This is a genomic window from Niabella terrae (genome assembly GCF_054783135.1).
The window spans coordinates 308423-333689 of sequence record NZ_BAAGRD010000003.1 but is presented as its reverse complement, the minus strand read 5'-3'; the positions used below and the strand labels follow the sequence as shown (position 1 = coordinate 333689).

Genomic DNA, 25267 nt, shown 5'->3' with positions numbered 1-25267 from the left:
ACGGGCAAGCCGGTTGCTAGGGCACTAAGGTAAATCTTTAGTGGCTATGGCCGCCACGCAACCGTTTGCGCAAAAACCAGTCACAGCGCCCGGCTGTTTACAGGGGCTGGATCAGATAACTGTACTGATATTCCCCGGGCAACACCCAATATTTCTTAAGTGGCAGCGAACCCCAGCTGTCTATACCCTGGACGCCCAATTGCCGCAAATCGATATGCATATACACGGCATCGCCGGCTTCCAGCTCACCGGAATGATACTGATGTTTCTCAGGTGCCGGATCCAGTGCGTCCAGCGAATAGGGAAGCGCCGCGACAGAAAGCAGACTGTCGGTACATACTATTTTTAATCCCCTGCCATTAGCAGCTGTCAGCGACATCCACCGGACACCCGTTTTATTACCACTCTCCTGTGGACGTGCATAGGGAAAATACTGCTGCTCCAAACGCTGTTCAAACAACCCGACTTCGCTGGCATATTGTCTGTCAACATAATTTTCCCACGGACCCCGACCATACCACCGGATGCGGTTTAATTTCCTGGCTACCTGCATATCGTTGCCGATACGCATTAATAATTTACCTGCATCGGACGCTATTGTAAAATGATTTTCCACTAGTACACTACCGTCACTTGCCACCGTAAAAGACTGTTCAGTCGTTGCCTTTCCATTCAGCAGGGTTTTGACGAAGGTTATTTTATACGCATGTCCATCGAGAGGATCCTTCCGCACATCTGTCAATTCCCCTTTCTGATAGGCGTCACGCCAGTTACGTAGCGATTTATTCAGGCCGGCACCAATATCATTATCAGTAGGAGCTCTGTAAAAAGCAGGCTGGGGGCCGCTGCTTATCAATGTTGCATTATCGGCCGAATAAGCCGTTAACAGACCGGCTTTGGTGTCAAACTCCGCAGTAAAATGGCGCCCCTGTACGACCAGTATATTACCTGCCTCACTCACTTTTACCGTGCCTTTAGAAAAATCCGGAGCAACTGCGGTTACACCGCCTGCCCATTTAAATTGTTCGCTGGCTATTTCATAACCTTTCTCCAGAAAAGGTTCCGATTTTTTCAGGCGGTAATGGAGGTTCAGAAAATATTCTTTCCCTTCTTTAGGCCGGGTTTTAACCGGCAGTATCATATTGATCACTTCCCCGGATTGCAGTCGAAGTTTATTATTGGTGCCTTTCTCAACGACCCGCCCGTCTTCCAGCAGCTCCCAGTCCAACTGAACATTACTGAGGTCCCGGAAATCATAGCGGTTCGCAATACCGATTTCATTATTGCCCTTGTAAACAGATTTGATATATTGATGAACTTTCTTCAATTCCACCGCCATAGGCGTCAGCTGTCGGTACGCAGTTACGACACCTTTAACGCAGAAATTATTATCACTGAAATCCTCATTAACCGGTCCCGTCAGCGGGAAATCACCACCATAAGCCATGATCCGCTTGCCATCCTTTACCGTATCAATCGCCTGATCGATCCATTCCCAGACATACCCGCCCTGAGCACCTGGTGTGCTTTCTATGGCATCCCAGTAATCCTTAAAATTCCCAAGGCTATTGCCCATAATATGTGCATACTCGCTCATGATTAAGGGCCTGTTGTCTTTGGAATTACGCCAGCCGGCCACCCATCCCGGAGAAGGATATTGCGGACATAAAACGTCCGTATTGTAGTCGGATTCAGCACGTTCATACTGTACAGGCCTGCTGTCTCTGGCCTTCAGCCAGTCGTAGGCCTCATACATATTGACCCCGTTACCGGCTTCATTGCCCAGCGACCAGGTGATTACAGAAGTATGATTTTTGTCGCGTTCATACATTCGCTGAATGCGTTCCAGATGAGGTACCCGCCATTTCTTATCATTGGCCAGGCTGTACTCCAGGTCGTAATAACGTCCATGTGATTCAATATTAGCCTCGTCAATTACATAGAGTCCGTACTCATCACAAAGTTCCATCCAGTAGGGACTGGGCGGATAATGGGAATGGCGAACCGCATTCACATTCAGTTTCTTCATCATTTCCATATCCTTACGCATATCCGCCGCTGTGAGCGTATGCCCGGTACGTGCATTGTGTTCATGCCGGTTCACACCTTTGAAAAAAACTCTTTTACCATTTACCAGAAAATCCCGGCCCTTGATTTCTACCGTCCGGAAACCCAGCCGCACCGGGACGACTTCCAACAGGTTGCCGGATTTATCTTTTAACGTAATATATAAAGTATAGAGATAAGGTAACTCTGCGGACCAGGCTTTAACCTGGGGTATGTTTTTGGCGAAACTCAGGTCAGTTTTGTACCGTCCCAGTACTTTTTTAATACCTTCAGAACTGGCATTGTAGACCGCATTACCCTCCGCATCCTGCAGTTCAACGGCTACACTGAAAGTGTCGGGTTTGGAATGATTGGTATGCTGGTCTTTGCGGTAATTATTTACTTCGATGTCCAGTTGCAATTGGCCATCCTTATAGTCGTTCACCAGAGTGGACCGGACCTTAAAATCACGGATATCCAGCAGCGGTGTCGCATACAGGTACACCTCCCTTTCAATCCCGGAAATCCGCCACATATCCTGACATTCCAGATAGCTGGCATCGCTCCAGCGGTATACCTGCAGTGCCACCAGGTTCTCTCCCGGATGTACATATTCTGTAATATCAAATTCTGCTGCCAGTTTGCTGTCTTCACTGTAACCCACTTTTTTCCCGTTCACCCAGATAAAGAATGCCGATTTCACCGCACCCAGATGTATAAAAACCTGCCGGCCGTTCCAGGAAGCTGGCAGGGTTACTGTTTTGCGATAGGAACCTACCGGATTATTATCCTGGGGGATATCAAATGGGGGATTCATACGGGAACCCGTCAATTTTCGTCCGGCAAATTCATAGGGTTGGTTCACATAGATCGGCAGGCCGTAGCCGTTGAGTTCCCAGTTGGCAGGTACCGGAAAGTTCTCCCATTTGGAATCATCAAAGTCTGTCTCATAAAATCGCTGCGGGCGTTCCTGAGGATTTTGCACCCAGTTAAACTTCCAATTGCCATTGAGTGAAAGAAAATACCGCGAGTCTTCCCGGTTTCTTTTTTCAGCCAGTGCGCGGCTTTCATAAGCAAATGCCGTTGCCCGCATGGGCATCCGATTGACGGAAACGATCTCGGGCGTCAGTAATTCTGTCGGTAGCGGCTGTGCAATAAGACCATTCAAACAAATCATCAATGCCAGACAGCTCAACAGCGTCAATTTTTTCATGCGTAGAAGTTTTTACAATAATGAGGCTTCCGGATAGCCCAATATCTATGTGTCACCCATAGCCATCATCACTGCTATTGAAATGGTTGAGAATTCAAGGGCCACAAATAAACAGCTAAACTCCCTAAAAACAAAGGTTTGCGCAATCGGTTGTCCTGTAAAAGGAATAGATATGGTCTGTAGAATCCTTAATCTTCCAGTTCCCTGAGTTGTTGTTGCAATTGCTCAATGCGGCCCAGCAAATGGCTGATCGCTTCAATCCCGGGAAGATTAATATCCAGGTCGTAATGAAAATGCATAAACTTTTCGACAGCCGATAACTGGTCATCGCTGATAAACAGGGATTCCTCAGTTTTAGTCAACCGAATCAGGCCACAATCATCCAGACTTTGTATAAATGAAGTTTCTATGCGGTAATGCCGGCAGAGCTCATCAATATGAATGTTTTTTTCGCTGTCCATAGTCTCAGGATTTAGCAGCTTCGTCAGCCAGTTGTTGAAATAATGCTTTTTCTTTCTCAGATAGTTTTTCGGGTAGTTGTACCTGCCAGGTTATATACAGGTCACCGGTCTGACCTTCCTGTTTATATACCGGGAATCCCTTGCCTTTGAGCCTAACCGTAGACCCGCTACGGGTTTCAGGCTGGATGGTAAGTTTCACTTTCCCGTCCAGGGTCGACACCGTCTCCTCCCCTCCGAGTATTGCTTTATACAAACCCAGGGGGGCGTTTAAATACAAGTCGCTGCCTTTACGGGTAAAATTGGTGTTATTGACAATATGGAAAGTAATATACAAATCTCCATTGGGACCACCATTGACACCCGGCCCGCCATACCCCTTGATTTTTATTTCCTGGCCATTGTTAATACCAGCGGGCACGGTAATACGGATGTTCTTTCCATTTACTGTGAAAGTCTGCTGATGGGTTTTGGCAGCGGCGGTTAACTGCACGTCCACTTCCGCCCGGTAATCCTGTCCCTTATATTTGACAGTCCCCTGAGATCGTCCACCCGCCCCACCGAACATCTGCGAGAAAAAGTCAGAGAAGTCCCCCCCTTCACTATAGGTGAAATGTTCGGCAAAGTCTCCTCCAAACCCTCCGCCACCATAATAACTCCCTGATCCGGCATTCTGTTGCTGTTGCCTGCGGGCTTCCTCAAACTGCTCCGCATGTTTCCAGTCTGCTCCATACTGATCGTATTTTTTCCGCTTCTCCGGGTCACTGAGCACCTCATGAGCTTCATTAATTTGCTGAAACTTTTTAACCGCTTCCTGATCATTGGGGTTCAGATCGGGATGGTGCTTGCGTGCCAGTTTACGATAGGCTTTTTTAATTTCATCCTCAGAAGCGCCCTTCTCCAGACCCAATACTTTATAATAGTCTATATAATCCATTGTAGAACCGTATTACAGGCAAATTACAAAAATATTTGCTTCCTGAACAATTGGCGCAACCATGCCCTTGAATAGAATTCGGCCACGGACCAAACAGGTTCTCTGTATTTTTTAATCAGGTCCTGTTTACCAAAACCGATTAAATAGCCTGCAATAGACCGACAGCATTGTCCTGGTATCCCAACAAAAAACAATCGTAGCATATAAGTTATTAATTGGAGTTCCGTTACTGCTAACTCCGTGAACCTTTAAGCAAGGCAATACATCGCTGTTTTGCCGGTCCCGTTTAAATCTTTATGTTTGGTACTCAATTTATCAGTCTATGGATGTAGAAATTGCGGCTTCCTGGAAGCATCAGCTCAAAGACGAATTTGAACAGCCATATTTTGGCGAAATCGTCACCCAACTCAAAGCTGAAAAAAAAGCAAATGCAACTATTTATCCTCCCGGACCGCTTATTTTTAATGCATTTAATACGACGCCTTTCGAGAATGTAAAAGTATTGATATTGGGTCAAGACCCTTATCATGGTCCTGGACAGGCCCATGGCCTTAGTTTTTCCGTCCCTGAGGGGGTGCCCCCTCCGCCCTCCCTGGTCAATATTTTCAAGGAACTGGAAACTGATCTGGGTATACCAAGGCCCCTCAGTGGTAATTTAACGCACTGGGCCGCCGAAGGCGTTTTCCTATTGAATGCTTCGCTGACTGTGCGAAGCGGCGCCCCGATGAGCCATGCCAAAATTGGCTGGTCCCTGTTTACAGATGCCGTTATAAAAAAAGTCGCCGATCAACAGGAGCATGTCGTTTTTATGTTATGGGGGAGGTTCGCGCAGCAAAAAGCCGGATTCATTGATCCTTCCCGACATCTGATTCTGAAAGCGGCCCACCCTTCTCCGCTGTCAGCGCATGCAGGCTTCCTGGGTTGCCGACATTTTTCAAAAGCGAACGCGTATCTTACGGAACATGACCGTACTCCCATCAACTGGAACCTCTAATTCAATCGCATATGATACCCAAAAATCTTTCCCTGGAAACCGAACGGGTCCTTCTAAGACCGGTTACAGCAGCCGATTACGATACTTTTCTGGCCCTGAGTGCTCAGGATGATACGATGTGGGAATATTTTTCTTCAAAACTGAGCGACCCCGAACAACTGCAACAATGGATGCAGAATCTGTTAAACGCCAGGGAAGAAGGCAGCTGGGTGCCTTTTGCTATTATTGATAAGGCATCCGGTCAAGTAGCCGGCAGTAGCAGCCTGCTAAATATCTCCTGGCACGACAAACGCCTGGAAATCGGTGCCAGCTGGCTCGGTCCGGCTTTCAGAAGCACGGGCGTCAACCGGCATGCCAAATTTGCGATGATGCGATACGCAATTGAAAATCTGAAATTCGAAAGGGTGGAATTTAAGACCGGCGTCCTCAACCACCGCGCGCGTCGCGGACTGGAGAAAATCGGCGGCGTGGAAGAAGGCACCCTCAGAAGCCATTCACTGCTCTGGAACGGGCAGCGGAGAACTTCAGTTTATTACAGCGTCCTGAAAGAAGAATGGCAGGAGCTGAAAAAAACTATTTTTGCAGATATCTTATAACCACCAAGATGGGAATTTTCAAAGAAATTGCGGGAAGGATCTGGGCCACCTGGGGGCTGCTTTCATTTATCATTACATTTCTGATCGTGTTGCCAGTTGCACTGATTTCCTATTTGTTGCCGGAGCCACGCGGTACTGCCTTTCTGATCGGCGTATCCCGGATCTGGATGCGCGTCTGGCTCTTTTTAATCGGCTGCCCTGTAAAAATAGTAGGCACTGAAAACTTCAGGAAAGGTAAAAGCTATATCGTTACCTGCAATCACAATTCACTGCTGGATATTCCCCTCTCCTCTCCCTTTATCCCCGGCGCCAACAAGACCATTGCCAAGCGGAGTTTTGTAAAGATACCCCTGTTCGGCCTTTATTATGCCAAAGGTTCTGTACTTGTCGATCGCAATAGTGAAAAAAGCCGCAAGGAAAGTTTTGACAAAATGAAACAGGTGCTCCGGATGGGGATGTATATGTGCATTTATCCCGAAGGCACACGCAACCGCAGTCAGGAGCCCCTGAAACCTTTTTATAATGGCGCCTTTAAGCTGGCCCATGAGACCGGAACCGAAATTATCCCGACCATAATTTCCGGTACAAAGGAAGCCGTTCCGCTCGACAAAGCCTTTTTCTTTCTGCCCAGGGCCTTTGAAATACGCTTTCTGCCACCCATTTCGCCGGATGGCAAAACGGCGATGCAACTGAAAGAAGAAGTATATCAGGTAATGTACCAGGAAATTAAGGACCGCCAACAAAAAACAGCCATTGCCGGTTAACGGGTATTGGTAAACGAACGGGTACGATTAATTTTCAGATCCTGAAGCAGGGAGGATTTAGGACTGATGGTAAAGCTGAAAAAACGGTACATCCCTACCGGCGTTACATTGATGGACATCTGCCAGCAATGCAGATCCCGGGATATCGACATGGTAAATGTCTGTAACTGGGTCGTCGTTATATCATAATAGCCATTCACGCTAAAATTCCATTTGGGTGTCAGGTTAAAACTACCACTCATGTTGACACTGGAAGTCACCGGTTTCACCGTAGACTGCTGGGTCATGATATTACGCCCCCGTCGTGAATAAGAAAGTGAATAAGAAAGGTTAATGGACCAGGGCGTATTAAAATCCACAAACTCAGCAGGATTGTTCTGCATGTATTCCAGCAGGCGTTGCTGATCAGCCTGTAGCATTGGATCGTTCAGGGTCTCATTAATGGCTTTTTCGCGGGCTTTCGCTTTATCAGGGTCCTTGGGCTTACTCTGAAAACTGGTACTCATGGAAATACTGGCATTGGTAATGGTACCAGGCGAAAATTTACCTCCTGTCCAGGCATATACCGGCGTGGCATATCCGTAATCATTAAGTTTATAAGGCACAAGATTGGCTGTCGCGTTGATATTTATTTTCTCGAACAGATTGGTTCTGAAATAAATATTGATCGGAGAAAGCCGAAAGGAATCTGCCAGGAAATTATACGACCCGTTGAATCCAAATCCATCGATTATTTTAATCTTCTTAATGCCATCCTCGGCATCCTTATCAGATGTGTCCGAATAGGAATCCGATTCAAAATTATCCGTCAGTGCGCCCGAGCTTTCCTCCTCCTCTTCGGATTTTGATTTTTTCTTGGGTTTGGCCCGAACCTTGAGCTCCAGATTATTGTCCAGTCCAAAATTTATGCCTCCCGATCGCTGACTGACGAACTGGTTTACCGGCCCCGAGGTACCGAGTCGGTTTACCCAGGCGCTGTCGCCCTGTTCATTGATCCGCATCCTGGACCAGTATTTCCGGTTCAGATCCGGCGAATAACTCAATCCGAAGGTCGGGCGAAGCACATGTCGCAATGCGATAAGCTTTTTACTCTTAAACCGGTACTGTCCATACAATGCCGTATTGAACGAAAGGCCGAATGAGGTCTGCTGTTTGATATAAATGCCGCGATTGAAACGTTCGGTAACGGTATCGATCGTGTAGAGGCTGTCCTGTGTACGCAGGGTATAATCATAGTATCTGAGGGTTCGGGGCCCCCAGCCATATTCCATTTCCCGGTCCACCCACTGCTGCGAATAGGAAATCGATGGCGATATCACGACAGCCCCACCGAGAATAGGTGGCAGTGACAGCGAAACGGGTATGCTGTGGTTGGCAGTCCATTGCAGGGTATCCCAAAGTTGTCTGAATCCCGCCCTTTCCTTGTCATAAAAGGAGCTGGTCGTCCTGAAATTGCCCGAATAACCCACGCCCAGCTGCTCATACCATTTTCTGCTTACACTCTCCTTTTTCTGCAGGGGATACAGGGTACTCACTGTAAAGTTCGCATCAGGGAAATTTACGGTAATCAGCCCCGCCTGGTTATTCTGGTTGTGGTTGGCTGACAGGGTCAGATTAAAAGGTTTATCGATCCACTGTTTGGAATAGGTAATGGAAGAACCCATTACGTTCTGATAATTGAGTTGTGGATTATTGGGAATATTCTGGTTGTAATTGGTGGAAGCGGCATTTACATTGGCTGAAAATGTCACACCGGGTCTGGAACGGGTATCGGAAGAATGCGACCAGTTGATCGAATAGGTCTTACTGCTGTAAAAATCCGGATCATTTCTGAAGTTCCGACGCGTACTCTGCATGGTGAAGTTGAACTGGCCCTGATATTTATATATTTTCTTATAAGTAGGATTGACGCTGGCATTCCAGGTGCCGAAGGAATAGACATCACCATACGCCTTCACGTCCCAATGGTCATTCAACACATGATAGTACCCAAATCCGGAGAGCCCCAGTCCCATCTGGTCATTGGTTTCAAAGGAAGGCGCCATAAATCCTGAATGTCGCCCCTGATACAGGGGATAAAAACCGAAAGGCAGGTAGACCGGTACCGGAACCGAATCAAATTCCGGGCGGACAGCTCCGGTTACCGCCAGTTTTTTATTGACAATTTTTGCCCGCCTCGCCCGAAAACCGAAATGCGGATGGTCCAGATTACAGGTTGTAAAGAAACTTCCCTGCAGGTAGGCGGTATTCTCATTGACCTTCTTGGCGATATCGGCATGAACGAACATCTCGCCCTGTTGGGTTATCGTACCACGGATGATCCCTTTCTGGGTTTTAAAATTATAGCTCAGGCTGTCGGACTGATATTCCGTTTCCCCATCATTCATTTTAACATAATCGTTGATCTCGCCCAGGGAATCCCTGCCCGCCAGCGCTGTGACATACCCGGTGGCCTGGTTCATTCTCATATAGGGAGCTGCCAGCGACTGGGGGCCGTATTCTGTAGTGGCTTTCCCATATAATTCCACTATTTTCTCATTTACCAATCCCACGGCAGAATCTTCCGCATGGTACTTTATGGGTGCTGACAGGGAATCTTTGGAAAGTTTCAGGGTAAAAGTGTCCAACCGGGCACTGCTGTCCCTGGCCAGATTACTGTCTGCCACAGGCAGGGTGTCACGCATAGCCAGGGAATCAGCCTTTCCCGTTGGCTGCACGCCTGTTTTTAAGGGAATGGTATCTGAGACCGGAATGGTATCCTTAACCTGTAAAAAAGTCGAAAATTCTAAAGTATTGTTAATAGCGCAGGGCTCGCCTCCAATCGCAGTGGACAGGACAGCGAAGATCAGAAGTACTGCATAGTAAATTCTTTTAAATTTGCGCATTAGTTGCAAAGAACGCAAATGTATAAAGAACATGGTAAAGATTTTGTGAAGCTTTGCTACTATTAATAAAATTAAATGTTATTCCTCAAATATCCTAGTTCAGTGCTGTTTATGACCCGTGCTACAATTCTACTGATTTCCGGACTGCTCTTTCAACTAATTGCCGTCGCACAAACAAAACCCGCCAACGTAACTACCATTATCGTCGATGCCGGACATGGCGGACCGGATGGCGGTGCACGCGGCACCCTTACCAATGAAGCCACTATCACGCTGGCTGTCAGTCAGAAACTGGCTAAAGCGCTCAGAGACAGTCTGCCCGAACTTAAGATACTGGAAACCAGGCCAGGCTATGAACTTCCTGGCGGTCTCACCAATCCCAACACGGCCAACCGTCTTAGAGCTGACTTTGCCAACCAGCATAACGGCGATTTGTTCATTTCGCTGCACTGCAATGCTGCCGGCCGGCGCCCGGGAGGTTGGTATACCAAAAAAGTGGTGGGACGTCAGGCCAGAACCCGATATGTGAAAAAAGGGAAAAAAAGGGTCAAACAAACCTACTATGTAAACCGTTATGATGATGTTTGGGTGGAAAATAAGGCAAAGGGCACCGAAACCTATATCTGGGCAGTGGGTAAAAACGATCAGAAAATATCATCACTGCGTCAAATGAGCCAGGAAGAACAGGATGGCGATTACTATGATGAAGGCGCCTCTGAAGATTCCACCGGCACAGATGAATTACAATTGCCTGATCCCAATGATCCGGCAGAAAAAGCCCGCCTGCTGATTTATGCCCAGCACTATTTTAGAAAAAGCTATGCCCTGGCCACGCTGGTGGAAAAAGAATTTGTCGGTTCGGGACGCACCAGTAGGGGCGTTCAGCAGCGCAATCACAAAGGCATCTGGGTACTCCAGGCGACCGGGATGCCCAGCATACTTGTGGAAATGGGTTTCATTAGTAATAATGACGATCAGGCCTATTTGATGAGTGATGAGGGCCAAAGAAAAATTGTCGAAAACATCGTAAATGCGGTCAAGGTTTATTTGGAGAAGTATAGTTAAAAATCAACTTAATTAACTATTTTGCCGCTCCGTAGCAACTGTATATCAACTTAAATCCTAAGTTATGAAAATATCAAACGAAGTAAAAGTGGGGATTCTGGCGCTGGTAGCTATCCTGATACTGATTATAGGATTTAGATTTCTGAAGGCAAAAGACATATTCAATCACCATCCCAAGATATATGCCATCTTTAAATCTGTCGGCGGCCTGGAAAAATCGAATTTTGTAAAAATCAATGGCTTGACCATCGGCAGTGTTTATGCGATGGAACCGGCAGATGAAAATGTATCTGCCATTAAAGTAATTTTAAATATCACAGAAGAAGGGGTGTTGATCCCCGCCAATTCCGTGGCCTATATTGAAGGTAGTTTACTGGGCACTTCCAATATTATTATCGAAAGAGGCGATGCTAAAAATTATATGGTTGACGGCGATCGCATCAAGACAAAGGAAGAAGCAGGCTTATTAGGAAACCTGACCTCAGAAGCCAAACCCCTGATGAACAAAGTGAAGACGGTAGCAGATTCGCTTACCCTGCTGCTATCCAATTTCAATCATATCCTGGATGCCGGTACCCAGCGGGATTTGCAAAGCGCCATTGCCAATCTGAACCATTCGACCGCTTCACTCAATGCCTTACTGGCGGGAGTTAACAAACCTCTAACAGCAACCCTGGATAATTTCAGTGCAATTTCCGGAAATTTGAAAAATCAAAATCAGGCTATAGAAGGCATTTTATCAAATGCAAATGCTTTTACAAGCAGTTTAAAGGAAATGCAACTTCAGCAGACAGTAGATACACTTAACAGTACCATCGCAGCCCTGCGTCAGGCGGTAAATGGCATTAATAACCCGAACGGTAGTCTGGGTGCCCTGATGAACGACCGACAGGTATATAACCGGCTCAATGATGTCCTGCTAAGTGCGGAAATTCTGCTGGACGATGTAAGGGTACACCCCAAACGCTATGTAAACATATCTGTTTTTGGTAAAAAGAACAAGGCAGGAGAACTCACCGCACCTGCCATCAAAGATTCTGTACCGAAGTGATACAAAACAAATCCAGACTCCGCTATTTTCTGCTCCCACTGCTGGTAGCGGCGATGGGTATGGCTGCCTTCAGTACAGCCGAAAAAAAAGCAACTGTTTCTTTTAGAAATCTCGCTTTTCGGGATACCATCTATGTCATTAACGTCAATGAGATGACTATTGAACCGTCCAGCAAACTGATGACGCTGGAAGGTGATGTGGTATTGAAGCAGGGCAACACTATTTTCAAATGCAATAGGGCAATCAAAAACGACAGCCTGAATACTTTTGAAGCATGGGGAAAAGTACATATTAAGGATGCCGATACCACAAATATCTATGCCGATCATCTGAAATATTTCGGAGATACCAAAATTGCCAATCTGGACGGAAATGTAAAATTGACCGACGGTTTGGTTGTGCTCACAACGCCACATCTGGTCTATAATATGAATACCCATATCGGCACATACAGTGACGGGGGTAAAATCGTCAATAAGAAGACAGTCATCACCAGCCGGGAAGGCCTCTACTATTCTGACCTAAAAGACGTGTACTTTAAAAAAGATGTGGTGGTTAAAGATCCTGCTTACGACATCACTACAGATTCTTTATGGTACAATACCGGCACGCAGGTAGCCCGCTTTATTGCCCAGACCCATATTCGGGACAGTGCCCGCAGAACCATCGATACCCGGGAAGGTTTTTATAACCTGCAGACCGGTGAAGCTGAGTTCAGTGACCGCCCTTTTATCAATGACGATAACAAAACGACCCTCAACGCCGATAATGTATACCTCAACGACAATATTGCGCGAGCCGAGGGAAATGCCGTCGTTGTGGATTCTGTCAGAGGCACTATTATTATTGCCAACCTGATCTATCAAAACAGGCTCAATGAGGCCGTGCTGGCGACCCAAAAGCCGGTGATGATCATCAAACAGGACAAGGATTCCATTTATGTAGCCGGCGACACCCTGTTCAGTGCAAAACTGACCGATCTGTATGAAATCAGATCTACCCGGGCGGAAGATTCCACACTTGTGACCGATTCAGCCAGCGCTGTAACGACAGGGACACTGGAAACGGACAGTATTAAAATAGCCAGTCAGCGCGCAGCTGCGCCGGCCGCGAAGCCTGCACCTGGCCGTAAAGCAGTAGCAAAGACCATTGGAACCGACAGCCTGGCTACTGTCCCTCGGCCAGATAGTTCGATCCGTCAAAAACCGTCCCAGTCCGGCCAGGTGGGTCCGGTAGTACCCGGTCGGGATAAAAGTACTATCCCTGCTACAGACTCCGCTTTGCGTTTGGCCAACAGGCAGGCAGCCGATGATACAGTTAAAGACAGTAGTTCGCCCCTTTCGCTGGCCACAGGAAAAATCAAAAAAGACAGTACGGCCGAAGACAGTACGAACCGTTATTTCGAAGCTTTTCATAACGTACGGATTTATTCGGATTCCACTCAGGCGATATGCGACAGCCTGTTTTATTCTTTTAAAGATTCCACCTTCCGCATGTTTGTCAACCCGGTGGTTTGGGGTAAGGAAAGCCAGATTACCGGTGACACAATTCTGCTGCATACCAAGAATAAACAACCGCACTGGATGGAAGTCTTCGATAACAGTTTTTTGGTCAGCCACCTCGAAAAAGAAGCTTTCAATCAGATCAAATCCAGCCGGATGGACGCCTATTTTCTGGACGGAGGACTGGATTCAGTTAGGGCCAAAGGATCGGCAGAAAGTATCTATTATATGCAGGATGGTGACAGCGCTTACACCGGCATTAATCAGTCCACAAGTGATATCATCGATGTTTATTTCAAAAACAGGGAGATGGATAAATTTGTCATGCGCAGTAATGTAGATGGCACGATATTTCCTATGCGACAGAAATCACCCAGCGAAATGCGCCTGCAGGGTTTTTCCTGGCAGGAAGCACTGAGACCGAAGTCAAAATACGAACTGTTTCAGTAATGCTGCTTGCCCGGTTGCGGCGAATAACTTTTCTGCCATTATTGCAACCGCCTACTTTTCATCCCGGGAGCCAGGTTGCCTGTAACCGTTCAATCTTCATCCGGGATGCTTAACTTTGATTACTTATTTATATTGATTTGCTGCGACGCACTTTAGATATTATCGGTACGAGCTTCAGGATGGCCTTACAGGAACTGTGGAAGAACAAACTGCGTACCTTCCTCAGTCTCTTTGGCGTCACGATCGGCATTTTCTGTATTATAGGCGTACTGGCAACCGTGAACAGCCTGCAGCGTAATATCCAGAATGAAATAAAGTCGATGGGCAATAATATCATTTTCATTGATAAATGGGAATGGATCTCCCAGGAAAGTGACTATCCCTGGTGGAAATACGTCAATCGCCCCTACCCCAAATTTTATGAGCTCGCATATATAAAAGAAAGATCACCTAGTACGCAGTATGCTGCTTTTTTTTATGATCAGAATGATAATATTGAATTTGGCGGTTCGGTGCTGGACGGGGTCAAGGTTTATGGCGTGAGTGAGGACTATAATAATATTCAAAAGCTCAGCTTTGCTTTCGGCCGGTATATATCCCAGGCAGAATTTCATTATGGCACCAACGTTGCTGTACTTGGAGACGAAGTGGCTACCAAACTTTTTTCCAACCCGCAACTTGCGCTTAACCGGCAAATTGACATCAAAGGTAAACAGCTGAAAGTTGTAGGTGTTATTAAAAAACAGGGCAAACAACTCACCGGTGGCTGGGAATTTGACAAATGTGTCATTATTCCCTATCAGTTTGCCAAGACCATTTACCTGGAACGGTATTCAGATCCCAAAATTATGGTCAAGGGGTATGAGCATATCAATAACGCGGCCCTTAAAGATGAGCTGGTAGGTGTAATGCGCAGCATACACAAACTCAGTCCCACGCAGGAGGCGGATTTTGCCCTTAATGACCTCAATGATGTCAATAAGGAAGTCGAAGCTGTATTTGTCGGTCTCAACCTCGGCGGTGCCATAATCGGTGGCATTAGTTTGATCGTCGGGCTTTTTGGTGTGGCCAATATCATGTTTGTTACTGTGCGGGAACGCACCCCTCAGATCGGTTTAAAAAAAGCCATTGGTGCAAAAAAGCACCTGATTCTCACCGAATTTCTATTGGAGGCTGCTTTTCTCTGCATTATCGGCGGTCTGATCGGTCTGCTGCTGGTAGTGGTTCTGGCTTTTATTCTCTCCAATGCGCTTGAATTTCCAGTTTATGTATCGGTGGCCAATATGGCCTGGACCTTCTGTATTTGTATTCTGGTAGGTATTATTGCAGGCATCATTCCGGCTGTCCAGGCGGCAAAACTGGATCCTGTGGTGGCCATCCGAAGCTAGCTAACCTTACCTGGACCTGCTTTGCGGATTATTGGGTTGTTATTAGTTATTTTTGCGGCTCTATGCCTACTATACTTGCAATCGAATCCAGTTGTGACGAAACATCGGCCGCTGTCTGTGAGGACGGCCGCATCCTTTCCAATGATATTGCGACGCAGGCTATGCACGCTGCTTACGGGGGGGTCGTGCCGGAAATGGCATCCCGGGCACATATGCAGCATATTGTTCCGGTGGTAGACACTGCACTAAAAAAGGCCGGAAAGACCCTTCGGGATCTGGATGCGATTGGATTTACCCGGTCTCCCGGACTGATTGGCTCCCTACTGGTAGGATCGGAATTTGCAAAATCGCTGGCCCTCGCCTTGCAAAAACCGCTGATAGCGGTCAATCATATGCAGGCACATGTGCTGGCGAATCTGATTGGCGATCCCAAACCCCGGTTTCCTTTTCTTTGTCTTACGGTAAGTGGCGGCCATACCCAGATTGTCTTGTGCCGCTCCCCGCTTGAAATGGAGATTATCGGAGAAACCATTGATGATGCCGCCGGAGAAGCCTTTGACAAATCTGCCAAATTACTGGGGCTTCCCTATCCGGGAGGTCCCCTGATCGACAAATTCGCCCAACTCGGCGATCCCCATCGCTTTGCATTTCCGCAACCACGTATTCCGCAATACAATTTTAGCTTCAGCGGCGTCAAAACGGCGATCCTGTACTTTTTAATGAATGCGGGTAAAAGTCAGGTATATAAAGACAGTTTTAAAGCAACCGAAGAAGAAAAAGCGGTTTTCATTAAGGAAAACCTCAATGATATCTGCGCATCTATCCAGGAAAGAATTGTCAGCATTTTGTTGAATAAGTTTTCAAAAGCAGCTGCAGATCTGGGCATCACAGAACTCTGTATTGCCGGTGGCGTTTCTGCCAACAGTGGTCTTAGAAAAGCATTTACGGAACTGGGTGAGAAAAATGGTTGGAATACCTATATCCCTGCCTTCCAATACTGTACGGATAACGCCGGGATGATCGCCATCACCGCCTATCATAAATTTCTGGAAAACAGGTTCGATCCCCTGACCGTAACTGCGGTCGCACGCGAGACTTCCTGATCGGCCATGCTGTTTTACAAAGGAAACGGTGTATTGAAAAATTCAATTTTTCAGAACAGGTTACCAGTGCTTTAGCAACAAACCGTCTTTCGAGCCGGTGGCCTAACAGCAAAATGCCTGTTTTCCGGGATAGGCCCATAACAGGTCCAGCGTTATTTTTGTCGGGAATACATGATCCTGAAATACCTATTATACCTGTCAATGGTCCTTGGCGCACCCTATCTGGCCGCACAACAATCAGCCAACTCCTATAAACTGCAATATCCGGCACTGATACCGGTACTGGAAGCAGGACATTATGGCTATTGTGACCCACAGGGCAGGGTTCGGATTACACCGCAGTTCGATGAGGTAAAATTTTTCGAAAGAGATTATGATTTCGAGGTATTTACAGACAATACAAAACGATCCTGGGGTGGCAATACTTATGCCTGGGTTAGTCGCAACGGGGAAAGATTAAGAATTGACAGTACAGGAAAAATCGTCTATACATTTCAACAGCAAGACTTTGAAAACGCCCCGCCGATCGTCACCGTTGGTATACCACCAATCAGGTTGCCAATTGTCCCCATCCGCGATTCACTAACAGGACTTTGGGGGCTGCGAGACACACTTAGCAGTGATACCCTGCTGCCCTGCCGCTACACCCGGATCTGGGAACAATACTACGACCAGCGCCATGCTCCCCAATATCCGTTGGTACTGGTAAGCACCGCTAAAGATGGACTACCCTTCTTCGTCGGTCTCAATGGTAAGGAATATATCATCCGGAAGAAAGCGTCGCATCCCTGAAACCCTGTAATTGTCTGTTTATGATCGAAATCATCCGGCAGCACTGCCGATGATAAGGCCGTTGATAACCTGAGAAAACCTATAATAGTTCTTTGCATAAGGTCGGAGCGGCCGCAAAATGAAGGCTGCAGACCGCCATGGACAGGGGACTCACAGTAGTCCCAGATTCTTGACGGTATTAATGACCGAAGTCGTACTCTTGGCCTGAAACTTTTCCATCAGGTTCTTTCGGTGACTCTCCACGGTATGGGGACTGATAAACAAAAGGGCAGCGATCTCGGCGGTGGTTTGGCCGTCCGCAATTAATCGCAGCACTTCTTTTTCTCTACGGGTAATTCTGGGTAGGGCCGTCATTTGACGATCAAGTTTCTGCAGCGATTCCCTGGTTCTTTTGCACAAAAATTGCTCCCCACCGAATACGGTTCTAATGGCTTCGATGATTTCCTCGCTGTCCGCATGCTTGAGTACATAACCCCGGGCACCGTTCTGGAGCATCTGGGAAATCACCACGCCTTCGTTCTGACCGCTGATGGCAATAATGCCGGTATCAGGATACATTGATTTCAGGGTCTTGCAAATATCCAGACCGTTGGCATCCTGCAGGTAAATATCCAGCAGGATAATATCAACCGTATGCTTTTTCAGCCATTCCAATAGTTGAGCAGCTTGCGCGAAGACTCCACAGACTTCAAAATCTGTTTCCTTTGATAATAACGAACTTAGTCCCTGTGAAACAATGGGATGATCATCGGTAATAGCGATTTTTATTTTCAATTCAGACAAATCTGAGGAATTAAGTTTAGAAAGTATAGCAGGCCAAACTTACAGTTTTTTTTTTAGCCAGCCGCCACTGGATCTGGTACACGGACAATATGATATTGTCCGTATTCGGGGGAAAATACTGATGGAAGCACCAGAACCGCATAATTTTACAACCAAATGCAAATAAAAGTATCATTATATATAGTGCTGTACGGGCTGTTTTTCCTGCTGCTGCTGCAACAGCCGCTTCAGGCGCAGGCTTCCCGTGTAAAAGACAGTCTCAGGGTGGAGGAATTATTAACTGAGATCAAGACCTTGTCGCCCAACGATACAAGCGCTTACCAGGAAAAAGTAGGTCAGGCAGCCGTACTGATCCGTCGCAACAACTTCCAATTGCTAACGGCTGCGCTCCTGCTCAGAATGGCTATATTTAACTATAATACCTATCACTATGAAACAGCTGAAAAACTGACCGATCAGGCCCGTGCTTTTCTGAATACCCTGGAGCCTTCAGATCAGCAGGCCTTACATCTCTCCCGAATAGCCATGATCAAAGCTATCTTTTACGGTATGAGAGGTGCGTTTGAAGAGGAACAAAAAATCTATCTGGAGCTGATACCCTATTATAAGAAAAACAATGATAGCAGTTCGCTAACAAATCTATACTATAATCTGGGTAATGTATTCTTCAATAAAAATCAGTACGACAAAGCCCTGCATTATTTTTTGGAAAGTACTAACTACAAATCTCTCCAGGGAGTGCCGTCAGTAAATTATTCATCCAATACGCTTGGCATTGCGATGACGTATAATGAGTTAAAAGATACCGTTCATTTATCACAATATCTGGATATCGCCCGCAAGGAGTTGTCACTGCAGCCGGATTCTCTGGAGGACTGGTCGATGTACTATCACCTGAGCGGACAAAATCAAATTCTAAGAAAGAACTACACCCAGGCAATTGCCTTTAACAGAAAGGGACTGCAATTTGCTGAAAAAAACAGGGATTCAATTTATATAATCAATAATATCGGTGGATTGGCGACCGCCCTTTACGAACTGGGCAACTACGAGGAAGCCTTGGATTTCCTGAAAATTTATTATGGATATATGCGATCCGGAGGTAATGGACATTATACCCTGGTTGCGCTACGACAAATGGCTGACATCAACTTCAAAACCGGTCAGCCCAAACTCGCCTATCAATTTCTGGATGAATACATCCAGTTATCAGACAGCATAAAAGAGTCTCAGGTAACACAACAGCTACATCGGCTGGAGCAACAGTTCCAGGCGGTGCAGAAGGAAAATAAAATAAAAGCGCTCCAATACGCCAATGAAAGAAAAGACTGGAAACTGAATCAAAATCGCATTTACCTGCTGGGCTCTGTAGCCACCATTCTCGTATTATTCGCACTTGCCTTTTTACTCTACCGCAACAGCAAGAACCAGAAGCAACTCCACCAGCAGGACCGACAACTCCACCAACATGAACTGTCCCGTCTGGAACAGGAACACCAGATCGCTATGCTTTCTTCACTGATGCAGGGTGCTGAGAGTGAAAGACAACGTCTGGGACGGGATTTACACGATGGCCTTGGGGGGCTGCTTTCGGGCATCAAACTCAAACTCAACAGCCTGATGAAATCCGCTACCACTTCGAACGATGGGCTGCAAAATGAAGTCAGGTCGGACCTGGACCATGCTATCAATGAAATGAGGACTGTGTCACAAAGCCTGCTACCCGACATGCTTCAGGAATACGGCCTCGCAGAAGCCCTGAAGCAATTCTGCGCGCGCCTGTCTACTGACCAACTGGATATTCAGTTTCAGGCGGTGCGATTTACAGGATTGTCCGATCAGCAGCGCGAACTGATACTCTATCGGGTGGCCCAGGAACTTATCAATAATGCGATCAAGCATGCCCATGCAAGGGAAATTCTTGTCCAGCTGCAACAACGTGCCGCGCAGATTTTTCTCACTGTGGAAGATGATGGTATCGGTTTTGATGAAGTGAGCCAGACCAGGAAAGGCTCGGGGCTTACCAATCTGGAACACCGTATCGAATACCTGAAAGGCACCCTGGAACGCAATACCGCACCTGGCCAGGGTTGTTCTGTTTATATCACCTGCCCGGTAACGACTGATTTACAGACTGGCAATACCATTATCAGAGAAGCATCGTCAAAATAATCTTACCGAACCAGGCAGGAAACGACAGCAAGGCCTAATTTTGGGAAAACGGGTCTGGCAGCTGCACCTGGCGGACCTGCTGTTAAATATTAATTGTGGCCAACACGTACTTTCGCTTCAAACAGTTTACCATACATCAGGACCGGTGTCAAATGAAAGTCACCACCGATTCCTGCGTATTTGGTGCCTGGATGGCAACCCGGATTCCGGATCTCGCTAAAAAAGCCCGCATGCTGGATATCGGCAGTGGCAGCGGCCTGCTCAGCCTGATGGTAGCACAACGACATCCCCAGTTGATAGAGGGCGTAGAAATCCAGTTGGCCGACTGGCAACAGTCGTTGGAAAATATTGCCTCGAGTCCCTTTGCGGGCCGCATTAAAATCCTGAATGCAGACATCAGGGCCGCCGTTTTTCAACATCCCTATGAAGTAATATTCAGCAACCCACCCTTCTATGAAAATGAACTCAAAAGCCCGGCATCGGCCAAAAACCTGGCGCATCATGATCTGGGATTAAAACTAAGTGAACTACTGCCACTGATTGAAAAAAACCTGAGCAGGGATGGAAATTTTTACCTGCTTCTGCCCGCAAAAAGAACGGCTGACTTACAGGAGCTTATCCGGAATTCCGGACTGTTCATTAACGAAATTACTTTCCTGTACGCCACTGAGCATCATCCGGCTTTCCGGGTCATGATCCGGGGGAGCTTTCAGGATACTGCCGTCCAAACTGAGCAGCTTTACATCCGCCAAAAGATCGAATACAGTGCTGCCTTTATCCAGCTACTAAAGGATTACTACCTGAATCTGTAATGGCCGGAAATAAAAAATCCCGCTGTGAAGCGGGACTTTCATTATAGACCTGTGATTGATTGCGTTAACGATCGATTGAGCCCAACACTTTACTGGCAAAATGGTTTAATGCCTCAGACTCTTTCATGCCGTCTGCCACCAACTGGTGCACCTCGATGGCGCCGCACAAATTAGTGAGCAGTTCACCAGCCATATCCAATTCCGCTTCCTGCACACCCCTGATTTCACAAAATGCTTCCAGCACTTCTACAGTAGTTGCCAACTGTTCCGCAGGTGCCGCCTGATACAATTGTCTGATTATCGGTAATTTCATTCTTAGTTTAATTAAAAGATTCACTAAAAAAGCGCAGCAGATTGTCTGCTTTATTTGTTTGCAGCTGACTGACAAATGCGCCCTGTTTAAATGCAGCGAACGTAGGGAGGTTGTCTACTTTTGCCAGTTTTCTTGACTCGGGCAATTTTTCCGCGTCCACATATACAAATAGCACCCCTTCATTCTCAGCAGCCAGCTTTTTAAACTTGGGTTTCATAATCCGACAATTACCACACCATCCGGCACCATATTGTACGACAACCTGCTGATGGGCCGCCACAATTTCGTGCAATTTATCTTCTGTTAACTCCTGAAACATCTCTTTTAATTTTAATTATTGGAAAAATACGAACTCACTCCTTCCCTGTTGGCATGCATCGCCTCCTTGCCTTCTTCCCAATTGGCAGGACAAACTTCACCGTGCTGCTGTACATGGGTATAAGCGTCGATCAAACGAATAAATTCCTGCACATTTCTTCCCACCGGCATATGATTGACACCTTCATGGAAAACCAGGCCTTCTTCATCAATCAGGTAGGTGGCCCTGTAAGTTACATTACTACCGAAAGTACAGACAAGTCCGGTAACCGGATCGGTTGTCACAGCACCATCCACAATACCCAGTGTACCCGCCAGCGCCCGATGGGTATCGGCCAGAATATTATAGGTCACGCCTTCAATACCACCGTTGTCCTTAGCAGTATTGAGCCAGGCGAAATGCACTTCAGGGCTATCACAGGAGGCTGCAATTACAATAGTGTTTCTTTTCTCGAACTCAGGCAGCGCTTCCTGGAAAGCGTGCAATTCTGTGGGACATACAAAAGTGAAGTCCTTGGGATACCAGAACAATAAAACTTTTTTCTTATTCTCTATGGCTTCTTTAAAGACATTCACCTTTATGGTGTCGCCCATTTCATTCATCGCATCTACTTCAATATTAGGGAAAATGGATCCTGTTAATGACATAATTTTAGGTTTTGAATTTTCAATTGAAGTGCAAAATTAGTCATTCCTATTGGTAAAATTAATCGATATAAATTATCCTTTCATAGATAAAATCTATGAAAATAATTTAAAGTCGCCCGCCTAAACCTGAAACAAAAAAAATCGAATTAGAGTGTAACTTTATTACCACTGGCTGCCGCCTTATAGATGGCTTCTATAATACGAAGGTCCCTGACACCTTCCATACCATCGACTGGCACCGCGGGTTTCTTACCATCCAGAATGATGGCGGCCATCTCGTCCATCTGCAGAGTTTGTTGTATTTCGGTAGTGGGATCAATATTCCCCTTATGGGTACGACCCCTGATGGGACCATAGCCGGTAGCCGGATGCAGTTCCGCAAAACCCTCATCTCCATTGAGAAAGAATTTATCAAGATTGTTCATATTGTAGCTGGAAAGACAGGAAGCCACTGCTCCACTTTTGAAACCAAACTGGAACATAATGGTTTCATCCACGCCTTCTTTAAATTTCACGGCATCCGTCTTTGTTTCCTGTGCCGTTACATATACCGGCTCTTCGCCCATCATATAGCGGCAACCATTAATGGCATAAATACCGATATCATACAGCGCACCGCCTCCGGCAAGTTCCTTATTCAGCCGCCATTGATTCGGATCGCCGATTCTAAAACCACATAGCCCCTGAAAAAATCGAATCGTTCCAAAATCTCCCGCATTCCGCATTCCAATAACCTGTAAGGTCGCCGGTTCAAAATGAAGCCGGTAGCCAACCAGCAATTTTACTCCGGCCTTTTGGCAGGCCGCCACCATTTCCTCGCCCTGTTTCACATTAATAGCCATCGGCTTTTCACAGATCACGTGCTTACCGGCCCGTGCAGCGCGGATAACCTGGTCATGGTGAAGCGCGTTGGGGGTTATGACATAAACGGCGTCAATCTCTTTGTTATCACGGATTTTGTCAAAGTTTTCGTAATTATAACAATTCTGTTCCGGCAGCTGATACGTCTGCTGCCAGGTCCGGATCTTCTCTGGTGTACCACTAATAATGCCCGCCAGCCGCGCCCTTTTACAATGCTGCATTGCTTTGGCAACGCGGGTTGCATAACCTCCGAGTCCCATAAGGGCGACCCGCAGGGGCTTTTCAGACAATGCTACAGGGGTTTGGGAAAATAATTCTGTACCGGCAAAAGGCAGCACCAGGGACGCGAATGTGACCTGTCGGACAAAATCTCTGCGGGTATTCATAATGGCTTATTTATGTGGAAAAAGAGCGTATTCATCGTCACCCGGCTCAACTGGCTCAGGTTTCCTGTCCGTTCATAACCCTGGCTGCCAGGTCGAGGGCCAGTTGAAGCTGCTCGGCCGGTGACAGGTTGGTATTATCAATAACAATGGCATCATCGGCCTTGCGAAGCGGACTGATTTCCCGGTTGCTGTCCATATAATCACGCATCTGTATGTTCTCGGCAACTTCCTCAAGCGTTATATTCGGATTCTTGGCAACCAGTTCCTTAAACCTTCTTTCAATGCGTACGGCGTTATCGGCCGTCATAAACAGCTTCAATGCAGCTCCGGGGAATACGACAGTGCCAATATCCCGGCCATCCATAATTATGCCTTTACGGGCACCCATTTTCTGTTGCTGCAATACCGCAAACTCACGAACCGACGCATTCGCCGCTATTTCGCTTACTTTCTCGGCTACAATCATTTCCCGGATCAGGTATTCCACATTCTCATCGTTGAGGAAGATTTCTGCCTGCCGGCTCTGGTCATTGAATCGAAAATCCAATTCGATCTCACCGAGTGCACGGGCCACTTGCTCAGGATTACCAATATCAATATGATTTCTGAGAAAATACAGGGTTATGGCACGATACATAGCACCGCTGTCCACATACACATAATCCAGTTCTTTTGCCAACTGCTTTGCCAAAGTGCTTTTGCCACAACTAGACCAACCATCTATCGCTATTATAATCTTATCCATCTTATCTTAGTGCTATTGCTGGCAAACAATTTGTTCTGTCCTAACAATAATACAATAAAGATAATTTTTTTTTAGCAGTATTTTCTTAAACATCCCTTAATCCTTGTGCGAATATCCCTATAACTGCTTCTTTTCCCTTCTGTGTTGCTGATGGCCTGTAATACACCCCCGAAATCCGGGAAAAACGCCTTAAAGTACCCGGTACAAACCTGACAATCCAGGATCTGGTACTGAACGGCGCAATCGACAACTTCGTCAAAGCCCTAAGAAGTAGCGGCTATCAAATAAAGAAATGGATCAGGATGACGTTTCTTATACATTCATTGATTATCCCGGCGCCAAATATGTATTCATCCATTCGGAAGCCACCGCCATTGCCGCCCGGACTAAGCTGAAAATCGCCTAATCCTGGAAGTAGCCGGAATTCTTTTTACAGGAAATATTTCAGTAACTGACTAGCTGAGATAGGCACCGGTAATGCGGTCTGCTTCTACTTCTACCTTAATATGCTCCTGCAGCGTAGTCGCCAGTGTAAACCCCTTGTAATTCGCGTGTATCGGGAACTGGGTATGACTACGTTCCACAAGTACCAGGGTCTGTATTTTTTTGGGATGCTTCTCCAGAAAGGGTTTCATGGCATATAAGAGGGTACGGCCACTATTGGTAACATCATCGATGAGAATGATGACTTTGTCGTCAAAATTCATTGGCGCACTCAGTTCGATGGGACCGGGTCTGTTTTTATCCATCTCCATGGTCAGCAATTCAATCTTTACCTTGGCTGTTTCTTGTACCAATTGCTGTAATTCCTTAGCCACAATAATTCCTGTAGGGGCCACACCTACAAATAGCAACTCCTTTTCATCCAGGTTATTTTCAATGATCTCCAATGCCAGCCTTTTCATCTTATTCTCTATGACTGCCTGACGGAGTATATACTTTTTTTTCACTTTCATAATATCTGCTTTGCCATTCCTTTTCCTGA

At 46.6% G+C, this 25267-nt stretch carries 22 protein-coding genes; 11 read left to right on the top strand and 11 right to left on the bottom strand.

Annotation, left to right across the window (positions count from 1 at the left end):
• Positions 1–97: 97 nt before the first annotated feature.
• The 3 genes from ACYVI9_RS04295 to ACYVI9_RS04285 all read right to left on the bottom strand — a co-directional run bounded on the left by ACYVI9_RS04295 (position 98) and on the right by ACYVI9_RS04285 (position 4654).
• Positions 98–3259 (bottom strand): glycoside hydrolase family 2 TIM barrel-domain containing protein, encoded by a 3162-nt coding sequence (locus tag ACYVI9_RS04295; RefSeq protein ID WP_460761149.1) that lies wholly within the window; start codon positions 3257–3259, stop codon positions 98–100.
• Positions 3260–3447: 188 nt separating this feature from the next.
• Entirely contained in the window at positions 3448–3720 is a 273-nt protein-coding gene (locus ACYVI9_RS04290) for a chaperone modulator CbpM (RefSeq protein ID WP_460761147.1), read from the bottom strand.
• A 4-nt stretch (positions 3721–3724) separates the two neighbouring features.
• A complete protein-coding gene (locus tag ACYVI9_RS04285; RefSeq protein WP_460761144.1) occupies positions 3725–4654 on the bottom strand; it encodes a DnaJ C-terminal domain-containing protein in 930 nt (309 codons plus the stop codon).
• 322 nt (positions 4655–4976) lie between these two features.
• Here ACYVI9_RS04285 and ung point away from each other — a divergent pair, with 322 nt between their 5' ends.
• From ung to ACYVI9_RS04270, 3 genes are read left to right on the top strand one after another with little or no spacing between them, the layout of a single operon-like run.
• Positions 4977–5648, top strand: coding sequence for a uracil-DNA glycosylase (gene ung / locus ACYVI9_RS04280; protein ID WP_460761141.1), 672 nt, complete (start codon positions 4977–4979; stop codon positions 5646–5648).
• A gap of 11 nt (positions 5649–5659) precedes the next feature.
• Positions 5660–6244, top strand: coding sequence for a GNAT family N-acetyltransferase (locus ACYVI9_RS04275; protein ID WP_460761139.1), 585 nt, complete (start codon positions 5660–5662; stop codon positions 6242–6244).
• A gap of 8 nt (positions 6245–6252) precedes the next feature.
• On the top strand, positions 6253–7008 hold the full coding sequence (locus tag ACYVI9_RS04270) for a lysophospholipid acyltransferase family protein (RefSeq protein WP_460761136.1): 756 nt from the start codon (positions 6253–6255) through the stop codon (positions 7006–7008).
• Here ACYVI9_RS04270 and ACYVI9_RS04265 read toward each other — a convergent pair.
• Positions 7005–9926 carry a putative LPS assembly protein LptD gene (locus ACYVI9_RS04265; RefSeq protein WP_460761134.1) on the bottom strand — a complete coding sequence of 974 codons (2922 nt, stop codon included), beginning with the start codon at positions 9924–9926 and terminating at the stop codon, positions 7005–7007. The two genes, ACYVI9_RS04270 and ACYVI9_RS04265, sit on opposite strands and share 4 nt — an antisense overlap.
• 42 nt (positions 9927–9968) lie before the next feature.
• On the opposite strand from ACYVI9_RS04265, the gene ACYVI9_RS04260 reads away from it, so the two are divergent.
• The 6 genes from ACYVI9_RS04260 to ACYVI9_RS04235 all read left to right on the top strand — a co-directional run bounded on the left by ACYVI9_RS04260 (position 9969) and on the right by ACYVI9_RS04235 (position 17244).
• Entirely contained in the window at positions 9969–10958 is a 990-nt protein-coding gene (locus ACYVI9_RS04260; RefSeq protein ID WP_460761131.1) for an N-acetylmuramoyl-L-alanine amidase family protein, read from the top strand.
• Positions 10959–11022: 64 nt separating this feature from the next.
• Positions 11023–12009, top strand: coding sequence for an MlaD family protein (locus tag ACYVI9_RS04255; protein WP_460761129.1), 987 nt, complete (start codon positions 11023–11025; stop codon positions 12007–12009).
• A complete protein-coding gene (locus ACYVI9_RS04250; RefSeq protein ID WP_460761126.1) occupies positions 12006–13961 on the top strand; it encodes an OstA-like protein in 1956 nt (651 codons plus the stop codon). Before ACYVI9_RS04255 ends, ACYVI9_RS04250 begins: the two co-directional genes overlap by 4 nt.
• 137 nt (positions 13962–14098) lie before the next feature.
• A complete protein-coding gene (locus tag ACYVI9_RS04245; RefSeq protein ID WP_460761124.1) occupies positions 14099–15349 on the top strand; it encodes an ABC transporter permease in 1251 nt (416 codons plus the stop codon).
• A gap of 62 nt (positions 15350–15411) precedes the next feature.
• On the top strand, positions 15412–16452 hold the full coding sequence (tsaD, locus tag ACYVI9_RS04240; protein ID WP_460761121.1) for a tRNA (adenosine(37)-N6)-threonylcarbamoyltransferase complex transferase subunit TsaD: 1041 nt from the start codon (positions 15412–15414) through the stop codon (positions 16450–16452).
• 171 nt (positions 16453–16623) lie between these two features.
• Positions 16624–17244: a WG repeat-containing protein gene (locus ACYVI9_RS04235; RefSeq protein ID WP_460761120.1), complete on the top strand. Its 621-nt coding sequence runs from the start codon at positions 16624–16626 to the stop codon at positions 17242–17244.
• A 150-nt stretch (positions 17245–17394) separates the two neighbouring features.
• Here ACYVI9_RS04235 and ACYVI9_RS04230 read toward each other — a convergent pair whose 3' ends face one another.
• Positions 17395–18027, bottom strand: coding sequence for a response regulator (locus ACYVI9_RS04230; protein ID WP_460761117.1), 633 nt, complete (start codon positions 18025–18027; stop codon positions 17395–17397).
• 156 nt (positions 18028–18183) lie between these two features.
• On the opposite strand from ACYVI9_RS04230, the gene ACYVI9_RS04225 reads away from it, so the two are divergent.
• Positions 18184–20199, top strand: a complete 2016-nt coding sequence (locus ACYVI9_RS04225; RefSeq protein WP_460761115.1) for a tetratricopeptide repeat-containing sensor histidine kinase — start codon at positions 18184–18186, stop codon at positions 20197–20199.
• Positions 20200–20294: 95 nt separating this feature from the next.
• Entirely contained in the window at positions 20295–21011 is a 717-nt protein-coding gene (locus ACYVI9_RS04220) for a tRNA1(Val) (adenine(37)-N6)-methyltransferase (protein ID WP_460761113.1), read from the top strand.
• A 64-nt stretch (positions 21012–21075) separates the two neighbouring features.
• Here ACYVI9_RS04220 and ACYVI9_RS04215 read toward each other — a convergent pair whose 3' ends face one another.
• From ACYVI9_RS04215 to ACYVI9_RS04190, 6 genes are all read right to left on the bottom strand, one after another.
• Positions 21076–21324, bottom strand: coding sequence for a DUF6952 family protein (locus ACYVI9_RS04215; RefSeq protein ID WP_460761111.1), 249 nt, complete (start codon positions 21322–21324; stop codon positions 21076–21078).
• 7 nt (positions 21325–21331) lie between these two features.
• Positions 21332–21643 carry a thioredoxin family protein gene (locus ACYVI9_RS04210; protein ID WP_460761108.1) on the bottom strand — a complete coding sequence of 104 codons (312 nt, stop codon included), beginning with the start codon at positions 21641–21643 and terminating at the stop codon, positions 21332–21334.
• A gap of 11 nt (positions 21644–21654) precedes the next feature.
• Positions 21655–22290 carry a redoxin domain-containing protein gene (locus ACYVI9_RS04205; RefSeq protein WP_460761106.1) on the bottom strand — a complete coding sequence of 212 codons (636 nt, stop codon included), beginning with the start codon at positions 22288–22290 and terminating at the stop codon, positions 21655–21657.
• Between the two features lie 146 nt (positions 22291–22436).
• On the bottom strand, positions 22437–23537 hold the full coding sequence (locus ACYVI9_RS04200) for a Gfo/Idh/MocA family protein (RefSeq protein ID WP_460761103.1): 1101 nt from the start codon (positions 23535–23537) through the stop codon (positions 22437–22439).
• Between the two features lie 55 nt (positions 23538–23592).
• Positions 23593–24282: a (d)CMP kinase gene (cmk, locus tag ACYVI9_RS04195; RefSeq protein WP_460761101.1), complete on the bottom strand. Its 690-nt coding sequence runs from the start codon at positions 24280–24282 to the stop codon at positions 23593–23595.
• Between the two features lie 455 nt (positions 24283–24737).
• Positions 24738–25238 (bottom strand): phosphoribosyltransferase family protein, encoded by a 501-nt coding sequence (locus ACYVI9_RS04190; RefSeq protein WP_460761098.1) that lies wholly within the window; start codon positions 25236–25238, stop codon positions 24738–24740.
• Positions 25239–25267: the final 29 nt, after the last annotated feature.